Annotated in this window: 14 protein-coding genes and 1 pseudogene; 12 read left to right on the top strand and 3 right to left on the bottom strand. The window is 45.6% G+C overall.

Translation table 11 applies throughout. The annotated features are described in order from the left end of the window. The first annotated feature begins 318 nt into the window (after positions 1-318). The 5 genes from G517_RS0107645 (at position 319) to cysN (ending at position 5,030) form a co-directional block, all read left to right on the top strand. Entirely contained in the window at positions 319-951 is a 633-nt protein-coding gene (locus tag G517_RS0107645) for an NUDIX domain-containing protein (RefSeq protein ID WP_028303919.1), read from the top strand. Between the two features lie 77 nt (positions 952-1,028). Continuing rightward, positions 1,029-1,550 carry a DUF1249 domain-containing protein gene (locus G517_RS0107640; RefSeq protein WP_211224268.1) on the top strand — a complete coding sequence of 174 codons (522 nt, stop codon included), beginning with the start codon at positions 1,029-1,031 and terminating at the stop codon, positions 1,548-1,550. A gap of 34 nt (positions 1,551-1,584) precedes the next feature. Continuing rightward, positions 1,585-2,379: a metallophosphoesterase gene (locus G517_RS0107635; RefSeq protein WP_028303917.1), complete on the top strand. Its 795-nt coding sequence runs from the start codon at positions 1,585-1,587 to the stop codon at positions 2,377-2,379. Positions 2,380-2,598: 219 nt separating this feature from the next. Further along, positions 2,599-3,510, top strand: a complete 912-nt coding sequence (gene cysD, locus G517_RS0107630; RefSeq protein ID WP_028303916.1) for a sulfate adenylyltransferase subunit CysD — start codon at positions 2,599-2,601, stop codon at positions 3,508-3,510. Between the two features lie 98 nt (positions 3,511-3,608). After that, positions 3,609-5,030, top strand: a complete 1,422-nt coding sequence (cysN, locus tag G517_RS0107625; RefSeq protein WP_028303915.1) for a sulfate adenylyltransferase subunit CysN — start codon at positions 3,609-3,611, stop codon at positions 5,028-5,030. A 137-nt stretch (positions 5,031-5,167) separates the two neighbouring features. Here cysN and G517_RS0107620 read toward each other — a convergent pair whose 3' ends face one another. Further along, the gene (locus G517_RS0107620) at positions 5,168-5,467 is read right to left on the bottom strand and encodes a hypothetical protein (RefSeq protein WP_028303914.1); all 300 of its coding nucleotides are present in this window, start codon (positions 5,465-5,467) and stop codon (positions 5,168-5,170) included. A gap of 257 nt (positions 5,468-5,724) precedes the next feature. Between G517_RS0107620 and G517_RS0107615 the strand changes: the two genes are divergently transcribed. Continuing rightward, entirely contained in the window at positions 5,725-6,126 is a 402-nt protein-coding gene (locus G517_RS0107615) for an OsmC family protein (protein WP_028303913.1), read from the top strand. A gap of 53 nt (positions 6,127-6,179) precedes the next feature. Here G517_RS0107615 and G517_RS0107610 read toward each other — a convergent pair whose 3' ends face one another. Next, positions 6,180-7,154 (bottom strand): M23 family metallopeptidase, encoded by a 975-nt coding sequence (locus G517_RS0107610; RefSeq protein WP_028303912.1) that lies wholly within the window; start codon positions 7,152-7,154, stop codon positions 6,180-6,182. Between the two features lie 73 nt (positions 7,155-7,227). Then, on the bottom strand, positions 7,228-8,808 hold the full coding sequence (xseA, locus tag G517_RS18245) for an exodeoxyribonuclease VII large subunit (protein ID WP_084632120.1): 1,581 nt from the start codon (positions 8,806-8,808) through the stop codon (positions 7,228-7,230). Positions 8,809-9,008: 200 nt separating this feature from the next. Here xseA and guaB point away from each other — a divergent pair, with 200 nt between their 5' ends. From guaB to G517_RS18235, 6 genes and pseudogenes are all read left to right on the top strand, one after another. Beyond that, positions 9,009-10,478 (top strand): IMP dehydrogenase, encoded by a 1,470-nt coding sequence (guaB, locus tag G517_RS0107600; protein WP_028303911.1) that lies wholly within the window; start codon positions 9,009-9,011, stop codon positions 10,476-10,478. A gap of 197 nt (positions 10,479-10,675) precedes the next feature. Continuing rightward, complete coding sequence (gene guaA / locus G517_RS0107595; RefSeq protein ID WP_028303910.1) at positions 10,676-12,253, top strand: glutamine-hydrolyzing GMP synthase; 1,578 nt, start codon at positions 10,676-10,678, stop codon at positions 12,251-12,253. A gap of 204 nt (positions 12,254-12,457) precedes the next feature. Beyond that, positions 12,458-13,687: an ABC-three component system protein gene (locus G517_RS0107590; protein WP_028303909.1), complete on the top strand. Its 1,230-nt coding sequence runs from the start codon at positions 12,458-12,460 to the stop codon at positions 13,685-13,687. Further along, a complete protein-coding gene (locus G517_RS0107585; protein WP_028303908.1) occupies positions 13,668-14,333 on the top strand; it encodes an ABC-three component system middle component 1 in 666 nt (221 codons plus the stop codon). The genes G517_RS0107590 and G517_RS0107585 overlap by 20 nt, the downstream gene beginning before the upstream one ends. Then, positions 14,308-16,290, top strand: coding sequence for an AAA family ATPase (locus tag G517_RS18240; protein ID WP_211224267.1), 1,983 nt, complete (start codon positions 14,308-14,310; stop codon positions 16,288-16,290). The genes G517_RS0107585 and G517_RS18240 overlap by 26 nt, the downstream gene beginning before the upstream one ends. A 55-nt stretch (positions 16,291-16,345) precedes the next feature. Next, a pseudogene (locus tag G517_RS18235) lies at positions 16,346-16,565 on the top strand (IS256 family transposase); the annotation flags it as partial.

Genomic DNA, 16,565 nt, shown 5'->3' with positions numbered 1-16,565 from the left:
TTTTTTAGCTTGTGATCCAGCAATAGTTTTTGGCGCTATTCTTCAGACAGCTACCTTTTATGGTCGATTTAAAACTTAATCGCCACATAGTGGATTCTAACCTTCATGTTTACAACAACTCTGCATTAATTCCGTCATATTCTGTTACAAATTTTGCAAGGAAGGGGTTTGTCTTGATCTAGCTCATCGGCTAGACCAATAGACAGTCTTTTCAGCGATTCGGTTCTTACTTGTGCCCTGTTGTAAACTTGCTATGCTTTCAAGCAACTATTTTTTAATCTCATTTTTAATCTCAGGCGTTCCCCAAAAGGACGGATCATGACGACTAAACTCACGCCCACATTTCAGCATAATGCAGTTGAAATTGTTGATAAAAAGACTGTATTTCAAGGCTTCTTTCGCTTCGATAAACTGCGCTTGAGAACACGGTCTTTTAGAGGTGGTTGGACTCAAGAAATGAGTCGAGAAGTATTTGTGCGTGGTAATGCAGTTGGCGTACTGCTGTACGATCCAAAGGCCGATCAACTGTTAATGGTTGAGCAGTTTCGACCGGGCTGTACTTATGATCCTAGTCAAAGTCCTTGGCAGTTTGAGCTGGTCGCTGGCATGACCGAGGCAGGAGAAAGCAACGAAGACGTGGTACACCGTGAAGCGGAAGAAGAAGCTGGTTGCCGTGTGCTTCACCTTGAGCATCTTTACAAATACTGGGTAAGCCCCGGTGGTATGGATGAACAGATCGATCTTTTTCTAGGTATTATCGACAGCCGTGATATTCAGGAAGGGGTTTACGGCCTAGAGGAAGAAAATGAAGATATACGAGTTGAGCTAGTGGATGCCACAGAAGCCTTTAAAGGATTAGATGATGGCCGTATTAATAATGCCATGGCTATTATCGGCTTACAGTGGCTACAGCTAAACCGAACACGACTGCGACAAGCTTACAGCGCCTAGATTGTATTTATAGATTGCGTATGTAGATCTTGGCTTTTAGCCTCTAGGCTTAGTGATGCCGCAGCGGGAGTTTTATCATGGGTTCAAAATCTAATAATCAAACCGCTAGCAGCCCTAGTTACGGTAGTTGGCAGCAGTACAATGGTTGGAAAGCGAAAAAGAACTACGTCGTTGACCTGAAAAAACAGATGGCCGAGTGTGAGGTTAATTATTGTCGTCTGCTAAAGCTGTTGCCTGATCTCGACGACACTCAGCAATGGCACTTTGCGGTGAGTGACGAGTCTCTACACTTGGGCGAAATGGCGATCAAGGTTACTGAACGCAGTAAATACACCACGTTGCTGCGTATTTTTCAAAAAGATAATTGGGGTGACTGGTTAAGTCAGCCAGAACTTTCTGTGCGACTGTACCATGATGCCCGTATGGCAGAAGTGGTCGGTTATCAAAAACAGCGACATTTTGATGGGAGGTATTTGTACCCCAATACTAAAATGCGTCAACCGGATGAGAAGCTGCAGATCAATCTTTTTTTGGGCGAGTGGCTCGCTCACCTAACGCAATATGGCCATACTGTCGAACCCGTAAATCTGCTCTATTAATCCACAATTCTCTGATACGAGTGAATATAATTTAATGACTTCTACGCCTCAGTCTCTGATTCAGCTCACGGATCTTCATCTTTTCGCCAATCCCGAACAGGACTTTAAAGGGCAAAATCCGTGGCAGAATTTACTTGATCTACTGGCGCAGATTGAGCAACAAGGGCTGCCCGATCTTTTTTTACTGACCGGTGATCTAAGCCAAGATGAAAGCTATGACAGCTACCTTATGTTGTATCAATTGATGGAACGTATCGGCGTATCTTGGTATTGGATCCCAGGCAACCATGACCAAGTCGACCTAATGTCTAAGCTTAAGCCGGTCATACCTTCGGTTACTTTGGGAGCTTGGCAGTGGCTGCTGCTAGATTCAAACTCGGGCGAGCCCTATGGCAAGCTCTCTTCGTCTCAAAGAATGCAGTTACAGGCGGCCCTTGAGCAACCTGAAGCCGAGCATATTGGTGTGGCGATTCACCATCAGCCTTTACTGGTAGGGCCGGCGCGCCAAGGTAAATTTTTGGTCGAGCTAGACACGCTTGATGATATTGCTGGCATTGACAGCATACCGCTTCAGGATGAAGGCTGGCTCTGGAAAACATTAGTCGATTGTTCTGCGGTAAAGGCTGTCATTTGCGGTCATGTACATCAATCACATGAAATTAAACGTGATGGCTTAACGCTTTATACAACACCTGCCACGAGTATTCAGTTTACCGCCGATATTAATGCCTTTGAGTTGGATATGCTGGCGCCGGGGTATCGCCGTTTTGGTCTTTACAATGATGGCCGAGTAGAAAGCCGAGTTGAGCGGCTGGCATCAATCGTATGAGTGTTGCTCATACTTGTCCTATATGCTTTAAAGTTATCAATAAATGATTTTAAATAATTTGACGTAATTAAGGATTCCGTTTTAACTAGAGCCCTAAATAGACCGTTAATTGAATTAGACCGTTAATATAGTCAATATAATTGAGCTTATCGGCATAGCAGCATCAACAGTCGACTACTTTAAGCCGGTTACCTTAAATAATAGGAGTGGATCACAACGATGATATCGCCCGAACGCCTGACTCACCTGAAACAGCTGGAAGCAGAAAGCATCCATATCATTCGGGAAGTAGCCGCAGAGTTTGATAACCCTGTCATGCTGTACTCTATCGGTAAAGATTCTGCCGTGATGCTGCATCTAGCGCGTAAAGCCTTTTACCCAGGGACACCTCCGTTTCCTCTTATGCACGTCGACACTACGTGGAAATTCCGCGAGATGATCGATTTTCGTGACAAGATGGCTAAAGAAGCCGGTATGGACTTGATTGTTCATACTAACGAGGAAGGACGTGCGGCCAATATCAATCCGTTTGATCACGGTAGCCGTAAGTACACCGACGTCATGAAGACTGAAGGCTTAAAACAGGCGCTGAACAAGTACCGTTTTGATGCCGCCTTTGGTGGTGCCCGTCGTGATGAGGAAAAATCCCGAGCTAAAGAGCGCGTGTACTCTTTTCGCGACAAATTCCACCGCTGGGACCCTAAAAACCAGCGTCCTGAGCTATGGAATCTGTTCAATGGCAAGGTGAACAAAGACGAATCGATTCGTGTTTTCCCGCTATCTAACTGGACTGAACTGGATATCTGGCAGTACATCTACCTCGAAGAGATTCCGATTGTGCCGCTGTACTATTCAGCACCACGTCCGGTTGTTGAGCGTGATGGCGCACTGATTATGGTTGATGACGAGCGACTGCCGCTGGCGGAAGACGAAAAGCCAGAGATGCGCTCTGTGCGTTTCCGTACATTGGGTTGCTACCCACTAACCGGAGCCGTTGAATCTGAAGCAGCAACATTGCCTGAGATTATCCAAGAAATGCTTTTGACCACGACCTCTGAGCGCCAAGGCCGAGTGATCGACCATGATGGTACCGGTTCGATGGAAGAGAAAAAGCGCGAAGGTTATTTCTAAGCAACGGATACACCGTTAGCCAGATGAACATGATTTAAGTCGAAGATGGAAGGCGGAACCCTCGCCTCTCTTCAGCGTTAAGCTTATGAGGACACAAAATGTCTCACCAGTCCGATCTGATTGCAGAAGATATTGAAGCGTATCTAAAACAACACGAACAAAAAGACCTGCTGCGTTTTATTACCTGCGGCAGTGTTGATGATGGTAAAAGTACTCTAATTGGCCGCCTGCTGCATGATTCCAAAATGATCTACGAAGATCAGTTGGCAGCCTTGACCAAAGATAGCAAAAAAAGTGGTACCACCGGCGAAGATATTGATCTTGCATTACTGGTTGATGGCCTGCAATCGGAGCGAGAGCAAGGTATTACGATTGATGTGGCGTACCGTTATTTTTCAACGGACAAGCGCAAGTTTATTATCGCGGATACACCGGGGCATGAGCAGTACACGCGTAATATGGCCACCGGTGCATCTACAGCATCATTGGCAATTATCTTAATTGATGCGCGCCACGGCGTACTAACGCAAACCCGGCGTCATAGCTTTATTGTTTCTTTGCTGGGCATTAAGCATGTGATCGTTGCGGTGAACAAAATGGATCTGGCGGATTACGCAGAATCCCGTTTCGATGAGATTGTGGCAGAGTATCAAGCCTTTGCTGAATCCCTTGATCTGCCGGATATCCGCTTTGTGCCTGTATCTGCTCTTAAGGGTGAAAACGTGACGCAAAGCAGTGCGTTAATGCCGTGGTATCAGGGCGCACCTTTGATGGATATTCTGGAAAGCGTTGAAGTTAATCACGATATTGCTCTTCAGGCCCTGCGTTTCCCTGTGCAGTATGTTAATCGCCCGAATCTAGATTTCCGTGGCTTCTGCGGCACCGTAGCGGCAGGCTTTGTTAAAAAAGGTCAATCGGTAACCGTGCTTCCATCCGGCAAAATCAGCACGGTTAAGTCCATTGTTACCTTTGATGGCGAACTGGAGCAGGCGCAACCAGGCCAAGCCGTTACGGTTACTTTAAACGATGAGATTGATATCTCTCGGGGTGATGTGCTGGTTGAAACGGGTAGCAATGCACTGGTTAGCAATAGCTTTAGCGCCCATATGGTCTGGATGCATGAGCAGCCCTTGCAGCTGGGTAAGCAATACAGCTTTAAAGTGGGCACGCACTTTACCAGTGGTTATATTACTCACATTGAACACCAGATTGATGTGAATACACTGGAAAAGACAGCAACCCAGGAATTACCGCTAAATGGTATCGGTTTAGTCACCGTTGAGCTGACTGAACCTGTGGTATTTGATGCCTACAAAGAGAGCAAATTTACCGGTAGCTTTATTGTCGTTGATCGATTGAGCAATGTAACGGTTGCAGCGGGTATGATTGATGCGACAGCAGAGGCAGGAACGCAAACGGCTGTAGGCCCGATCAGCGCCTTTGAGCTTGAGTTGAACGGCTTGATCCGTAAGCATTTCCCTCACTGGGAAGCACAGGATATCAGCAAGCTGTTATCATAACGGCTCGTTGATATAACCTAGATTCTATGGCATAACCTGTCGTGAAATAAAAAAAGCGGCTATCCATTTATGTGATAGCCGCTTTTCGTAAGTCATTAAAATAGAAGTAAAAGCTCTTAAGCCCTACTTTTTAGGCGCTAAAGAACTTCTTCGATGTGCTCTTTCCAGCCTTTATAAACCGCTTCTCTGCGTTTTTGATGATCAAGAACCAGTTTGTTGTGCTCAGACCAGTGATCGATCATGCGATCATGACACACAGGTTGATCACCTGATGCACAATCTTGCCATAGACTGAACCAGAGCTGGTTGTATTCCATTGCAGCTTCTAACTCAAGGTTCACCAAGTTATTCACACCATCCAGCCAGTGCTGTTGCACTTTTTGTGCTGGAATAGCTTGAGATAATACCGGTAGTACCGGAAATAATGCATTTGCCATGACTACAAACTCCTTTATAGATCCTTGCGATCTCATTCCTTAAAGCCTGACCTGAAACAGCGTCTGTCCCTTTATGATGCATCTCTATTTTAGATGATTTGCAGTAAGCAAGTGTGACGGGTGCTTGTCTTATATCAAACAATTTGCCGATTTTTTGTAACAGTACGTATTTTTATGCTTTAAGCAGGTCTTGCTTCTTAGGTTGAAAAATGGGAAAACGAGCCTCATGAATTCCATGACCGACTCAAAGGAAAAGTATGGCTATTAATGTAACTTGGCAAGGCGACTGCCGTTTTAATGTGGTCACAGAGGGTGGATTTGAGGTTTTTATTGATGCTGAAAATAAATCAGCGCCTTGTCCAACAGAAATATTATTGTCGGCATTAGGTTCTTGTAGTGCTACGGATGTTGCGCTTTATTTCAAAGATAATGATATTAAACTCAAAGGCTTAACGAATGACTTAACCTATGAGCGCACAGACAGCGAACCAAGGTTGTATCAATCGGTAAATTTACATTTTTCGATTAAAGCTGAAGGGGTCACAGATGCGCAGGTTAAAATAGCAATCGAAGACGCTATTAATAAATATTGCCATGTTTGTCTGATGCTGCAGCCCAGTATTCTGATCACTTATACCGTAGACGTTATCAACATCTAACAAGTCTTAAAATCAACGAGCAGGCCGGTTAAAGCCTGCTTCGTTTTAGTGCTTTATTCCGCTTCAATTAAGAAAAGCTTTGGATCGACAAAAACACCGTTCAAGCTGACACCCCAGTGCAGATGAGGATGCTTAATTTTGGCGGCGTAGTCTATTCCTGCATTAATATGATGGCCTGATGTGCCTATTTTTCCGATCTCTTCACCACGACGAATACGCTGACCCTCACGGATACGGAAGTTGATTTCTTTGAGGTGGCTGTAATGGGTGAATAAGCCCCGGCCATGATCAATGATGACCGTACTGCCGCCATAGAATAAGTTACGAATCATTACCACAGTACCATCCGCAGGAGCCGCCGCCCGTTGGCCATTTAGATCAAGGCCGTTATGGCTATCCAATAGCTTCCCGTTAAGGAAGGAGCGGTCGCCAAAGGCGCGCAGTTGTGCGCCTCGGGTTGGGTGCAAGAACGTGCGGGTATCAGGAGCTGTATTGCTCCAGCGTTTGATCAGTTTTTCGACCAAGGCTTGATCCTGTTCTATTTGCCGTTTTTGCTTAGATGTTAGATTCTTCTGAATGGGTTTGCGGCTCACCATGTACTTATCGTTGTGCTGAGGTGGGCGCACATTGATGATAATGTCACGATTGCGGCCATTAGGCTGCTCAATCGTTAACGGTGTTTTCCCAGCGGGAGTACTTAACGGAATACCAACCCAAGCCACCCAGCGGTTATCGCTTTTTCTATTGTAGGGGCGGTTCATCACAAAAACCCGCTGGCCTTGAAAGTAAGCCTCTGGTTCTTCATCTGTGCCTAAAGAAACGGGTAGTTCAATAACGGCAACACCGCCAGGCATAGGGTCAGGTTTGGGGTCGTAACCTGAAGGCGTTGCGGCCTGAGATACGCTGGCATAGCTTAATAATGCCAAGACCATAAGCGTAAACATAAAGGGAAGTGACAGTAACGGTGTCCGCCTAAAACGCAAGGACTGTAATTGTGTTAAGCCGCAAGGCTGGGCTGTTTGGCGCATCGTATTCCCCTTGAAAAGCGCAATAATAATCCTGAAAAGGCGTTTGTTATTGTAAGTCTTAATCGTTAACGGTTTATTTATCGGCCATTGTCCCAATAACTTTGCAGTGTAATACACCTTCTGCCAGTTGGGCAGTAACGACATCACCTTCATTAACGCCTTGATAATGACGGACAATGTGGCCGCTGTCATCCTCAACAATGGCATACCCTCGTGTCAGTGTTGCCAAAGGGCTGACTGTTTGTAGACGATGGCTTAACTCCGCCAGTTTCTGCGTTTTGGCTTTAAGCTGGTATTGCCATGTTCTTTTTAGGGCCTGTTGATTACTGTGTAGTTGCTCTTGTAGCCTTGAGATTGCTTGTGCAGGGCAGCTTTGTTGTAGGCGATGCAACAACTGATCCAGGTGTTGCTGTTGTTGTTTTTGTTGTGACTCAATGGATTTGTTTAAACGCTGGCTTAACTGTTCAAGTTGGCGCTTTTGCTGCTGTAGCTCTGTCTTAGGGTGACGCAGTTGATTGGCTAGGGTGGTTAGCTGCTGCTGTTCTCGATTAAGACGATTATGGATGCCGTTAATTAAACGTTGTTCAAACCGATTTAACTGCTGATTTTGCTGCTGAAGGTCGTTATAGCAACGTTGGTAACGGTGTTCCAGGTGGTCGAGCTGTTGTTGACTGTTTTGTAGCAGGCGCTCGGTCTGCCGAAACAGCGTTACTTCAGCTTGATCTAACCACAGCAGCCACTGCTGCAGATCTGGGCTAACCTGTTCTGCCGCTGCGGAGGGCGTTGGCGCCCGAAAATCTGCCACATAATCGGCAATGGTCGTATCGGTTTCGTGGCCGACAGCGCTAACGGTTGGAATAAAACTAGCGGCAATGGCACGGGCCACACGTTCATCGTTAAACGCCCATAAATCTTCTAAGCTGCCGCCGCCTCGACCAATAATCAGCAGGTCACTTTTGCCATGTATATGGGCAAGCTCAATGGCTCTGGCAATCGCATCTGGGGCTTCGCTGCCCTGAACAACCGTTGGGTAAAGCACGACCTCGGCTAACGGAAAACGACGCTTGAGTACGATCAGCATATCCCGAATGGCTGCCCCCGTTGGTGAGGTAATTAAGCCGATAACATCAGGGATAGGCGGCAGAGGTTTTTTCCGGCTACGGTCAAACAAACCTTCCTCTTTTAGCTTAAATTTTAGCGCTTCGTAGGCGCGCATTAACGCCCCACGGCCTTGCTCTTCCATTGTTTCAGCGATGAGCTGAAAATCGCCACGCCCTTCGTACAGGCTAACCTTGGCGTGTAATTGTACTTTATCGCCATTTCGAGGCCGAAATGCTAAAAAACCTGCACGATTGCGGAACATGGCACAGCGTACCTGACTATTTTCGTCTTTTAAACTGAAATACAGATGCCCAGAACTGGGTGTGCTCAGGTTTGAAATTTCACCTTGAACGACCACGAGAGCGAAGCGTTTTTCCAATAACAGACGCGCTTGACGGTTTAGCTGGCTAACCGTTAAGACATCGTTAGCATGGCTTTGAGTGTCAGCACTTTGACGGGTTAAAAGAAGATCATCGGATAAGCCAGAAAAGTTGAGATTCGTCTCTTTGGCTTTACCGGTGTATTGACCTTTCTCGGGTCGCTTTGCAGGCATTTTTTAATCCGTTTTGAGGTGTATGTAGCCGTAAATCTTTTGGTAAAGGCTAGATTGCGGGTTTTAAACCACATTTTTAATCAAAAACGATAGAAAATAGAATAATCCTAGTATGATTCTGGTTTACCCAGAAAAATAGTTGCGATAAAATATTGGGTTATTCTTCTTTCTATCCTCACTCTTCAGCAGGCTCGCGGAATATGTTACGTATTGCTCAAGAAGCACTCACCTTTGATGATGTTTTGCTGGTTCCAGGTTACTCCGACGTTCTCCCGAATGACGTTAGCCTGAAGACACGAATCACCCGTGGTATCTCTCTTAATATCCCGCTGGTATCTGCGGCGATGGATACTGTTACTGAATCTCGCTTAGCAATTGCGATGGCTCAGGAAGGTGGTATCGGTATTATCCATAAAAACATGACCATTGCTCAGCAAGCTCAGCAAGTGCGTCAGGTTAAAAAATACGAAAGTGTCATCGTTAAAGATCCTGTAACGGTAACGCCCTCTACAAGAGTAAGCGAAGTGCTTGCCCTGACAGCCGATACTCGTTTTTCTGGTATGCCGGTTGTAGAAGGTGACGAACTGGTAGGTATCGTAACCAGTCGTGATTTTCGCTTCAAACCAAATTTGGATGATGTTGTTGCTAACATCATGACGCCAAAAGAAAAGCTTGTAACCGTTAAGCAAGGCACATCCCTTGACGATATTAAAGCTAAGCTGCACCAGTACCGTATCGAGAAAATACTGGTTGTTGATGATGAATTCCATCTGCAAGGCCTAGTGACCGTTAAAGATATCGAAAAAGCCCGCACTTACCCAAGCGCCTGTAAAGATGAAGACGGTCGTCTTCGTGTGGGTGCTGCTGTCGGTACTGGCCCAGAAACAGAAGATCGTGTAGCAGCCTTAGTAGAAGCAGGTGTTGACGTGATTGTTGTCGATACCGCTCACGGCCACTCTAAAGGCGTTATTGACCGTGTTCGCTGGGTGAAAGAAAATTTCCCTCAGGTACAGGTTATTGGCGGCAACATCGCAACGGCAGCGGCTGCTATTGCTCTGGCTGAAGCCGGAGCTGATGCGGTTAAAGTGGGTATTGGCCCTGGTTCTATCTGTACCACCCGTATTGTGGCAGGCGTTGGTGTACCTCAAATCTCTGCAGTAGCGAATGTTTCTGCGGCATTGGAAAAATACGACATTCCTCTGATTGCAGATGGTGGTGTACGCTTCTCCGGTGATCTGGCTAAGGCGATTGTCGCTGGCGCAAGTGTTGTTATGGTTGGCGGTCTACTAGCCGGTACGGAAGAAGCACCGGGCGAGATCGAGCTGTACCAAGGCCGCTCTTATAAGTCTTATCGTGGTATGGGCTCTTTGGGTGCCATGTCCCAGTCTCAAGGTTCTAGCGACCGTTATTTCCAAGATAAGAGCGCAGGTGTAGAAAAACTTGTACCGGAAGGTATTGAAGGTCGTGTGCCTTATAAAGGTTCAATGACCGCTATTGTGCATCAATTGATGGGCGGCCTACGCTCTTCTATGGGTTACACCGGCAGCAGTGACATCCATGAGATGCGTACTAAGCCTGAGTTCGTGACAATCACAGGGGCGGGCATGATGGAGTCCCATGTACACGATGTGCAGATCACTAAAGAAGCGCCTAATTATCGGGTAAGCTGATCCGCTAACGCGTGATTAAAAAGCGGGGCCTTGCGCCCCCTTTTTTGATTCTAGCATGCGAGTTCTTTCCCGTTCTTTCTAAGCGAGCTAGGTTTATCTCTAAGCTATTTTTATAGCGAAGTCGCTTAGACGAATCGATTTCAAACAGGCTATCTATTCCGGATAGACCGTTACTTTATTGATGGGTTGGTAAAATAATGAGCCAAGATATTCATGCTCAGAAAGTCCTGATTCTGGATTTTGGGTCTCAATACACTCAGCTAATTGCACGTCGTGTGCGTGAATTGGGTGTATACAGCGAAATTCGCGCCTTCGATATGACTGAAGAAGAGATTCGCGACTATAACCCGAAAGGCATTATCTTGGCCGGTGGCCCAGAGTCTGTCACCGAAGCGGGTTCACCGCGCGCCCCTGAATGTGTCTTCACCATGGGTTTGCCTGTGCTGGGTATCTGCTATGGTATGCAGACCATGGCTGAACAGATGGGCGGTAAGGTTGAAGGTTCCGATGTGCGTGAATTCGGTTATGCACAGGTAAAAATCGAAGCAGACAACAAGCTAACCAAAGAGATCAAAGACCATCTTGATTCCGACGGAAAAGCTTTGCTGGATGTTTGGATGAGCCACGGTGACAAAGTAGCCGTTATGCCAGAAGGTTTTGAACTGCTGGCATCAACCCCAAGCTGTGCTATTGCGGGTATGTTCCACGCAGAGAAAAACTTCTTTGGCGTACAGTTCCACCCAGAAGTAACGCACACCCTACAAGGTGGTCGACTGCTAGAGCATTTCCTAATGGAGATCTGTGGTTGTGAAGCACTTTGGACTGCAGCCAATATTATTGATGATCAAATCAAGCGTGTACGTGAGCAAGTTGGCGAGCAAAAAGTACTGCTAGGCTTGTCTGGCGGCGTAGATTCCTCCGTTGTTGCCGCGCTATTGCATAAAGCGATTGGCGATCAACTGACCTGTGTTTTTGTGGATAACGGCCTACTGCGTAAGAACGAAGGCGACATGGTCATGGACATGTTCGCTAAGAACATGGGCGTTAAAGTGATTCGTGCCGATGCAGAAGAACTATTCTTGGGCAAGCTGGCAGGTGTATCTGATCCAGAAGCCAAGCGTAAAGTGATCGGCAATACCTTTATCGAAATTTTTGATGAAGAAGCCACCAAACTAAAAGACGTTCACTTTCTAGCGCAAGGCACCATCTACCCCGATGTGATCGAATCTGCAGCGTCTAAAACCGGTAAAGCCCACGTCATCAAATCCCACCATAACGTCGGCGGCCTGCCAGATGATATGAAGATGGAATTAGTTGAACCGCTGCGTGAGCTGTTTAAAGATGAAGTGCGCAAAATCGGTCTAGAATTAGGTCTGCCATACGATATGGTTTACCGTCACCCGTTCCCTGGGCCGGGTCTGGGCGTGCGTATTCTGGGTGAAGTTAAGAAAGAATATGCGGACATCCTGCGTGAAGCGGATGCGATCTTTATCGAAGAGCTGCATAACTTCGATTGGTATCACAAAACCAGTCAAGCGTTTGTCGTCTTCCTACCAGTTAAGTCCGTTGGTGTAGTGGGGGATGGCCGTCGTTACGAATGGGTTGTTTCTCTACGCGCCGTAGAAACCATCGACTTTATGACCGCCCGTTGGGCGCACCTGCCTTATGAACTGTTGGAGAAGGTTTCCAACCGCATCATCAACGAAATCAGCGGTATCTCCCGCGTAGCTTACGATGTATCCAGCAAACCACCCGCAACGATTGAGTGGGAATAAGCGTCACTTACTCCACTTGTTCGCTAGTGATTAGCTGATACCAAGAAGCCCCTGAAGAAATTCAGGGGTTTTTTTATATGGCAGTATTTGGTAGCTGATGGCACTCGGAAGAACACAGTGTAATCAGTCGCTGCATTCGCCCGTTTAAATGCAGTAATATTATTCCGTCACAATGGCAGTTTACTAACGTGGAAAGGAGTTCATGTGAGTCAAGAAGATGAAAAATACCCAGCCAGCGCGATATCTTCGTGGAGCGGCTTCGTTTATCAAGGAAAAGTTGCTCTATATCATTCACTTAAGCTTATTCATGATGGTGATTTAGACTTCGAGCTTCAGCTAGATAGTAGTGACGACTTCGCTATTTATAAAGATGGAGAGCTACAAACCGCCCATCAAGTCAAAGCGAAGATTAGTAAATATCGTAGTGGCTATTCCAAGGCTCTGGAGCAGTCCACGTTAATCGAATACGACAAAATAAAAGGGACGCCCCGTTACTTTCACGTATCCGTACAGCTAGACAATACCGATGATCACAAAGGCGCTAGCGGAGAAATAGTGAAACTCTACCGCTACGGAGACAATTTTCATTGTGGACTGGGTGAAATTGAAGGACTGACCAAAGCAATAATAAAAAAAATATGTGAGAAGCGGTCCATCACGGTAAGTGATAATCTCATAAATTTTAACTATTGCTTACTCTCAGAAAAAATAAGTACCAAGGCGATACACAATCACAAATTAAATCAAGTGGACGGCTTTTCAGAAAACAAAGCTGCTTACGAGAGCCGTATCAATGCAAGAGATATCCTAGAGGAATTGCTGGCCGAAAACCCCTATCAGAATCGTGACTACTATGCCGTTGAGTTGAAGGCCAGACTTCAAACCTACCTAGAAGAACGACTAGAACAGGCGCTACCAACAATGAGTGACGCCACCTATGAAAGAGCTAGGCGCCTGTGCTTGCACATACGCGATACACATATCAATGAATTAAAAAACTTATGCCAGATGATGAAGCCATCCGAGCGGTTTCAAGACATTCAGAAGAACGATATCAGGCGCTACACCAAGCTCATACAGGCTATTTCAGTGGAGCCCACATTCAACCATCTTCCGCATTACCTCGACAGCGAAAATCGGTTCTACGTACCTACAGCGCTTGACGTAGATGAAAGTGAAGAGTGTGAGTCTGACATGAACCATGAAATGAAAAACAACGGTGACCTGTTGAGACTACTTTTTGAGTACAACCATCTAATAGCCAGCAAAGCGGAAGCTTCATTCACCTTTGATACAAAATTCACAAACTCGGATGACTTCGACGACAAGCTGGCCACTGAAAAGCTTGAAAGCAACATTACCAAGTCGCTATGCATTAGCGTAATGACAAAAGACGACGCGGAGGGTCGACTGAATGATAAAGCAACTCATTGATGAAGCACTTGTTGCTCATGGCTTCGAGAGTAAGCGTGAATTGGACACCACAAGTTTTTATATTCGTGATTCTGGGTCTGCCATTAGGTTCGCTGTCGTACATAATCTTGATGAACTCATTACACCAGCTGAGCTGAACAGCCAGATCAATCACCTTGCTCCTGAGGAATTTCTCAGAAATCCAAGCTTCAAGAAAAACTGCGATTTAATTTGTATTCATCGCCTTGATGTTCTGGCTGAGTTCAAGGATCACGAAGAAGAAATCTTCGCAATTGAGGAAGATCCGCATTTTTATAAAAAATATATCCTCTATTACAGTATTGCTGAAGAAAGCGCTCTCACTGATTTTACCTACGATAAACTTGTAGCTGTGATTGCTGACAAAAAGGAGTTTGTTGATTACAAAGAAAATCCTCTAATAGCTTCACAATACAGCTTCGCTGCGAAGACGTTTATCAAGCTTCCTTTCTTGGAGCTACCTAGTCATCAAGGAAACCTCGTGTCCTTGAGACAGCAAGCAATTGAGGCCGTTGCAGAAGCTAGCTTAAGTGATACGTATGCGACTATTCAGCAAGTAACAAACACAAATGCCGATGAGATTATTAAGGGAATGATTAAAAATGAACTGGAAAATATCCAAGATTGAAATCTCAAGTTTCAAAGCATTCAAGCATATCTGCTTGGACCTTGACGAATCGGCCTTGCTAACTCTCGATGGTCCAAACGGTTATGGTAAAACAAGCATATTCGACGCCATCGAACTACTCCTTACTGGTCAGATTGCTCGAATACAAAACCTATTTTCTACTCTGCTAAGTAAAAGCACAACGAACTATGCAGACAATCTCTTCTGGAACAATCGCTCTGGCGAGAACGACCTCTGCATTAAAATTGAATTCAGTCATGATGATCGTAAACTTGTTTTAGCCAGACATTGTCCAGCTGAGAGATTCAAGAATCCAGCGAACAATCGTGCAGACAAGTATGAAAATTTTAAGTTGTACGAGCTGCCGGAATTTGAATCATTTGATTTTACGGATAGTAATCTGCGCGACAACAGCTTCCTTGACGACGTTTTTGGTAAAAATTTCAGGGAAAACTTCTCCTTCCTGAACTATTTAGAGCAAGGACAAAACCGACTGTTACACACTCGGGTTGATAAGCGTAAGAATGAGCTAGGAAGCCTTTTTAACATCAATGATATAGAGGCAGAGATTGAAAGCTGCAGCACTATAGACAGTAAGTTGACAAGGTACATCAACAATCCTGATCGAAAGGCAAAAGCTTCTTCACTTAAAGAAGAGATCGCCGCCCTACAAAGCTCGCTTCAGGCAGAGGCTGGTGTCGTTGAGTACAAAAAGCTCTCAACGACAGATATTCAACCAATATGGGACAAGGAAAACTTATTCTCAACGTACTCAGCGGTAGATCATGCTGCCTACCAGGAATCAGTTCGCAAAATTATTGCCCTTCTACCGCTCAAAGCTACGATAAAAACTAGGGTTCACAACGAGGCAATCGACACCGACATCGAACGTAACGAAGAATCTCTGAGAAGCTTAGCTCAGTTCGGTAAAGACCTTGACAAGCTTGATGGGCTTGAAGCAATCAAGAAGGGGATTGATGAGCTAGAGCGTTCAGCGGTCATCATCAAGCGCGGAGCCTCGATGATCAAGGTCGAAGAAGCCCAATCACTACCAAACTGGGCGGATGGGCGCCTTGAGTGGTTTGAGTTACAAATTGAATCCCGAAACAGCCTACGCGAAAAAAGCAGCGCGAATGCGAACATCATAGCCGAATTGGAACGCCTGAAAAGGCAGCTGATTGATGAACATAAGAAGTCCTATCCCGATGAGCAGTTGTGCCCTTTATGTGGCTCGGACTGGGAAGATCATAAATCAATGGTGGATGCCATTGAGGCAAGAACTAAGCAGATATCTGAATCACTAAGCAAGGACGGTAAGGACTTAGTTAACCTTATCGCTGCTATGGATGCTGAGCTGAAGCTTATCGACACCCATATACAAGGCAGCCTTAAACTCCTCTCGCCCACATATGAATCAAATCTTCATAAAGCACTGGTGAACATTAAACTTCGGCTTCCAGCAATAACACAGTTACTGGAGAGGCTACAAAGCGAAGGCATTCAATTTACTGACTCGTTTACGGAAGTTGATGATGTTGTAGATGAGCGACTTAAAGACCTCAAAGAAATTCTAAGAAATAAAAAACAAGTTGAAACTGATGCTCTAGCGTTGCCCGAGGACTGGCGAGAAACAATAAGCAGTGTCTTCAAAGACCTACAGGACTTCTACATAATCAAAGCTGAAGACCTGAAAGACAAAGAGCAGTACATATCGGTTAAAGCTAACGAAGCTAAAAACGCAAGGCTCCAAACCTGTATTACCGATCTTAAAGGTATCGAAAAAGAAACCCTGGCAGCCCAGAAAGCACAAGATAAAATCAAAAACCTCCGCGATACACTTAAGGAGACAGAGCAAAGGTATACCGATCAGACAATTTCGGCTATTGAGTTCATATTTCACATCTACAGTGGCCGACTGATTCAAAACTACCAGCGTGGTCTAGGCCTATTTAGGTAGTGTTCAAAAGTCTGTGTCACCCCTATAGTTAACCCTCTACAGGGAGTGACACATTATGTCCGATAAATACGAAATCGACATTCAGGCCTTCGCTAAGGCTCTTCAGTCCGGTCAGGGACTTAATGGTAAAGATGGCCTTCTGACACCACTGATTAAACAGATTACCGAAGCGGCCTTGGGCGCAGAACTCGATGAGCATATGGCTCAGGATGACCAGCCCAACCGTAAAAACGGTACCTCCCGTAAAACAGTTAAAACAGCCTCTGGCTCGTTTG

Origin of the sequence: Oceanospirillum maris DSM 6286, from assembly GCF_000422865.1 — a bacterium.
GTDB lineage: Bacteria > Pseudomonadota > Gammaproteobacteria > Pseudomonadales > Halomonadaceae > Oceanospirillum > Oceanospirillum maris.
Note: the sequence above shows the minus strand (reverse complement) of the source record. Positions and strands in the feature narration are given on the sequence as shown.

Excerpts from the sequence above, each read along its gene's own strand:
- G517_RS0107610 (WP_028303912.1), bottom strand. The coding sequence starts at position 7,154 with ATGCGCCAAACAGCCCAGCCTTGCGGCTTAACACAATTACAGTCCTTG.
- G517_RS0107620 (WP_028303914.1), bottom strand. The coding sequence starts at position 5,467 with ATGGCAAATGCATTATTTCCGGTACTACCGGTATTATCTCAAGCTATT.
- G517_RS0107635 (WP_028303917.1), top strand. The coding sequence starts at position 1,585 with ATGACTTCTACGCCTCAGTCTCTGATTCAGCTCACGGATCTTCATCTT.
- guaA (WP_028303910.1), top strand. The coding sequence starts at position 10,676 with ATGAGCCAAGATATTCATGCTCAGAAAGTCCTGATTCTGGATTTTGGG.
- G517_RS0107585 (WP_028303908.1), top strand. The coding sequence starts at position 13,668 with ATGATAAAGCAACTCATTGATGAAGCACTTGTTGCTCATGGCTTCGAG.
- guaB (WP_028303911.1), top strand. The coding sequence starts at position 9,009 with ATGTTACGTATTGCTCAAGAAGCACTCACCTTTGATGATGTTTTGCTG.
- G517_RS18240 (WP_211224267.1), top strand. The coding sequence starts at position 14,308 with ATGAACTGGAAAATATCCAAGATTGAAATCTCAAGTTTCAAAGCATTC.
- cysD (WP_028303916.1), top strand. The coding sequence starts at position 2,599 with ATGATATCGCCCGAACGCCTGACTCACCTGAAACAGCTGGAAGCAGAA.
- G517_RS0107640 (WP_211224268.1), top strand. The coding sequence starts at position 1,029 with ATGGGTTCAAAATCTAATAATCAAACCGCTAGCAGCCCTAGTTACGGT.
- G517_RS0107645 (WP_028303919.1), top strand. The coding sequence starts at position 319 with ATGACGACTAAACTCACGCCCACATTTCAGCATAATGCAGTTGAAATT.
- xseA (WP_084632120.1), bottom strand. The coding sequence starts at position 8,808 with ATGCCTGCAAAGCGACCCGAGAAAGGTCAATACACCGGTAAAGCCAAA.
- G517_RS0107615 (WP_028303913.1), top strand. The coding sequence starts at position 5,725 with ATGGCTATTAATGTAACTTGGCAAGGCGACTGCCGTTTTAATGTGGTC.
- cysN (WP_028303915.1), top strand. The coding sequence starts at position 3,609 with ATGTCTCACCAGTCCGATCTGATTGCAGAAGATATTGAAGCGTATCTA.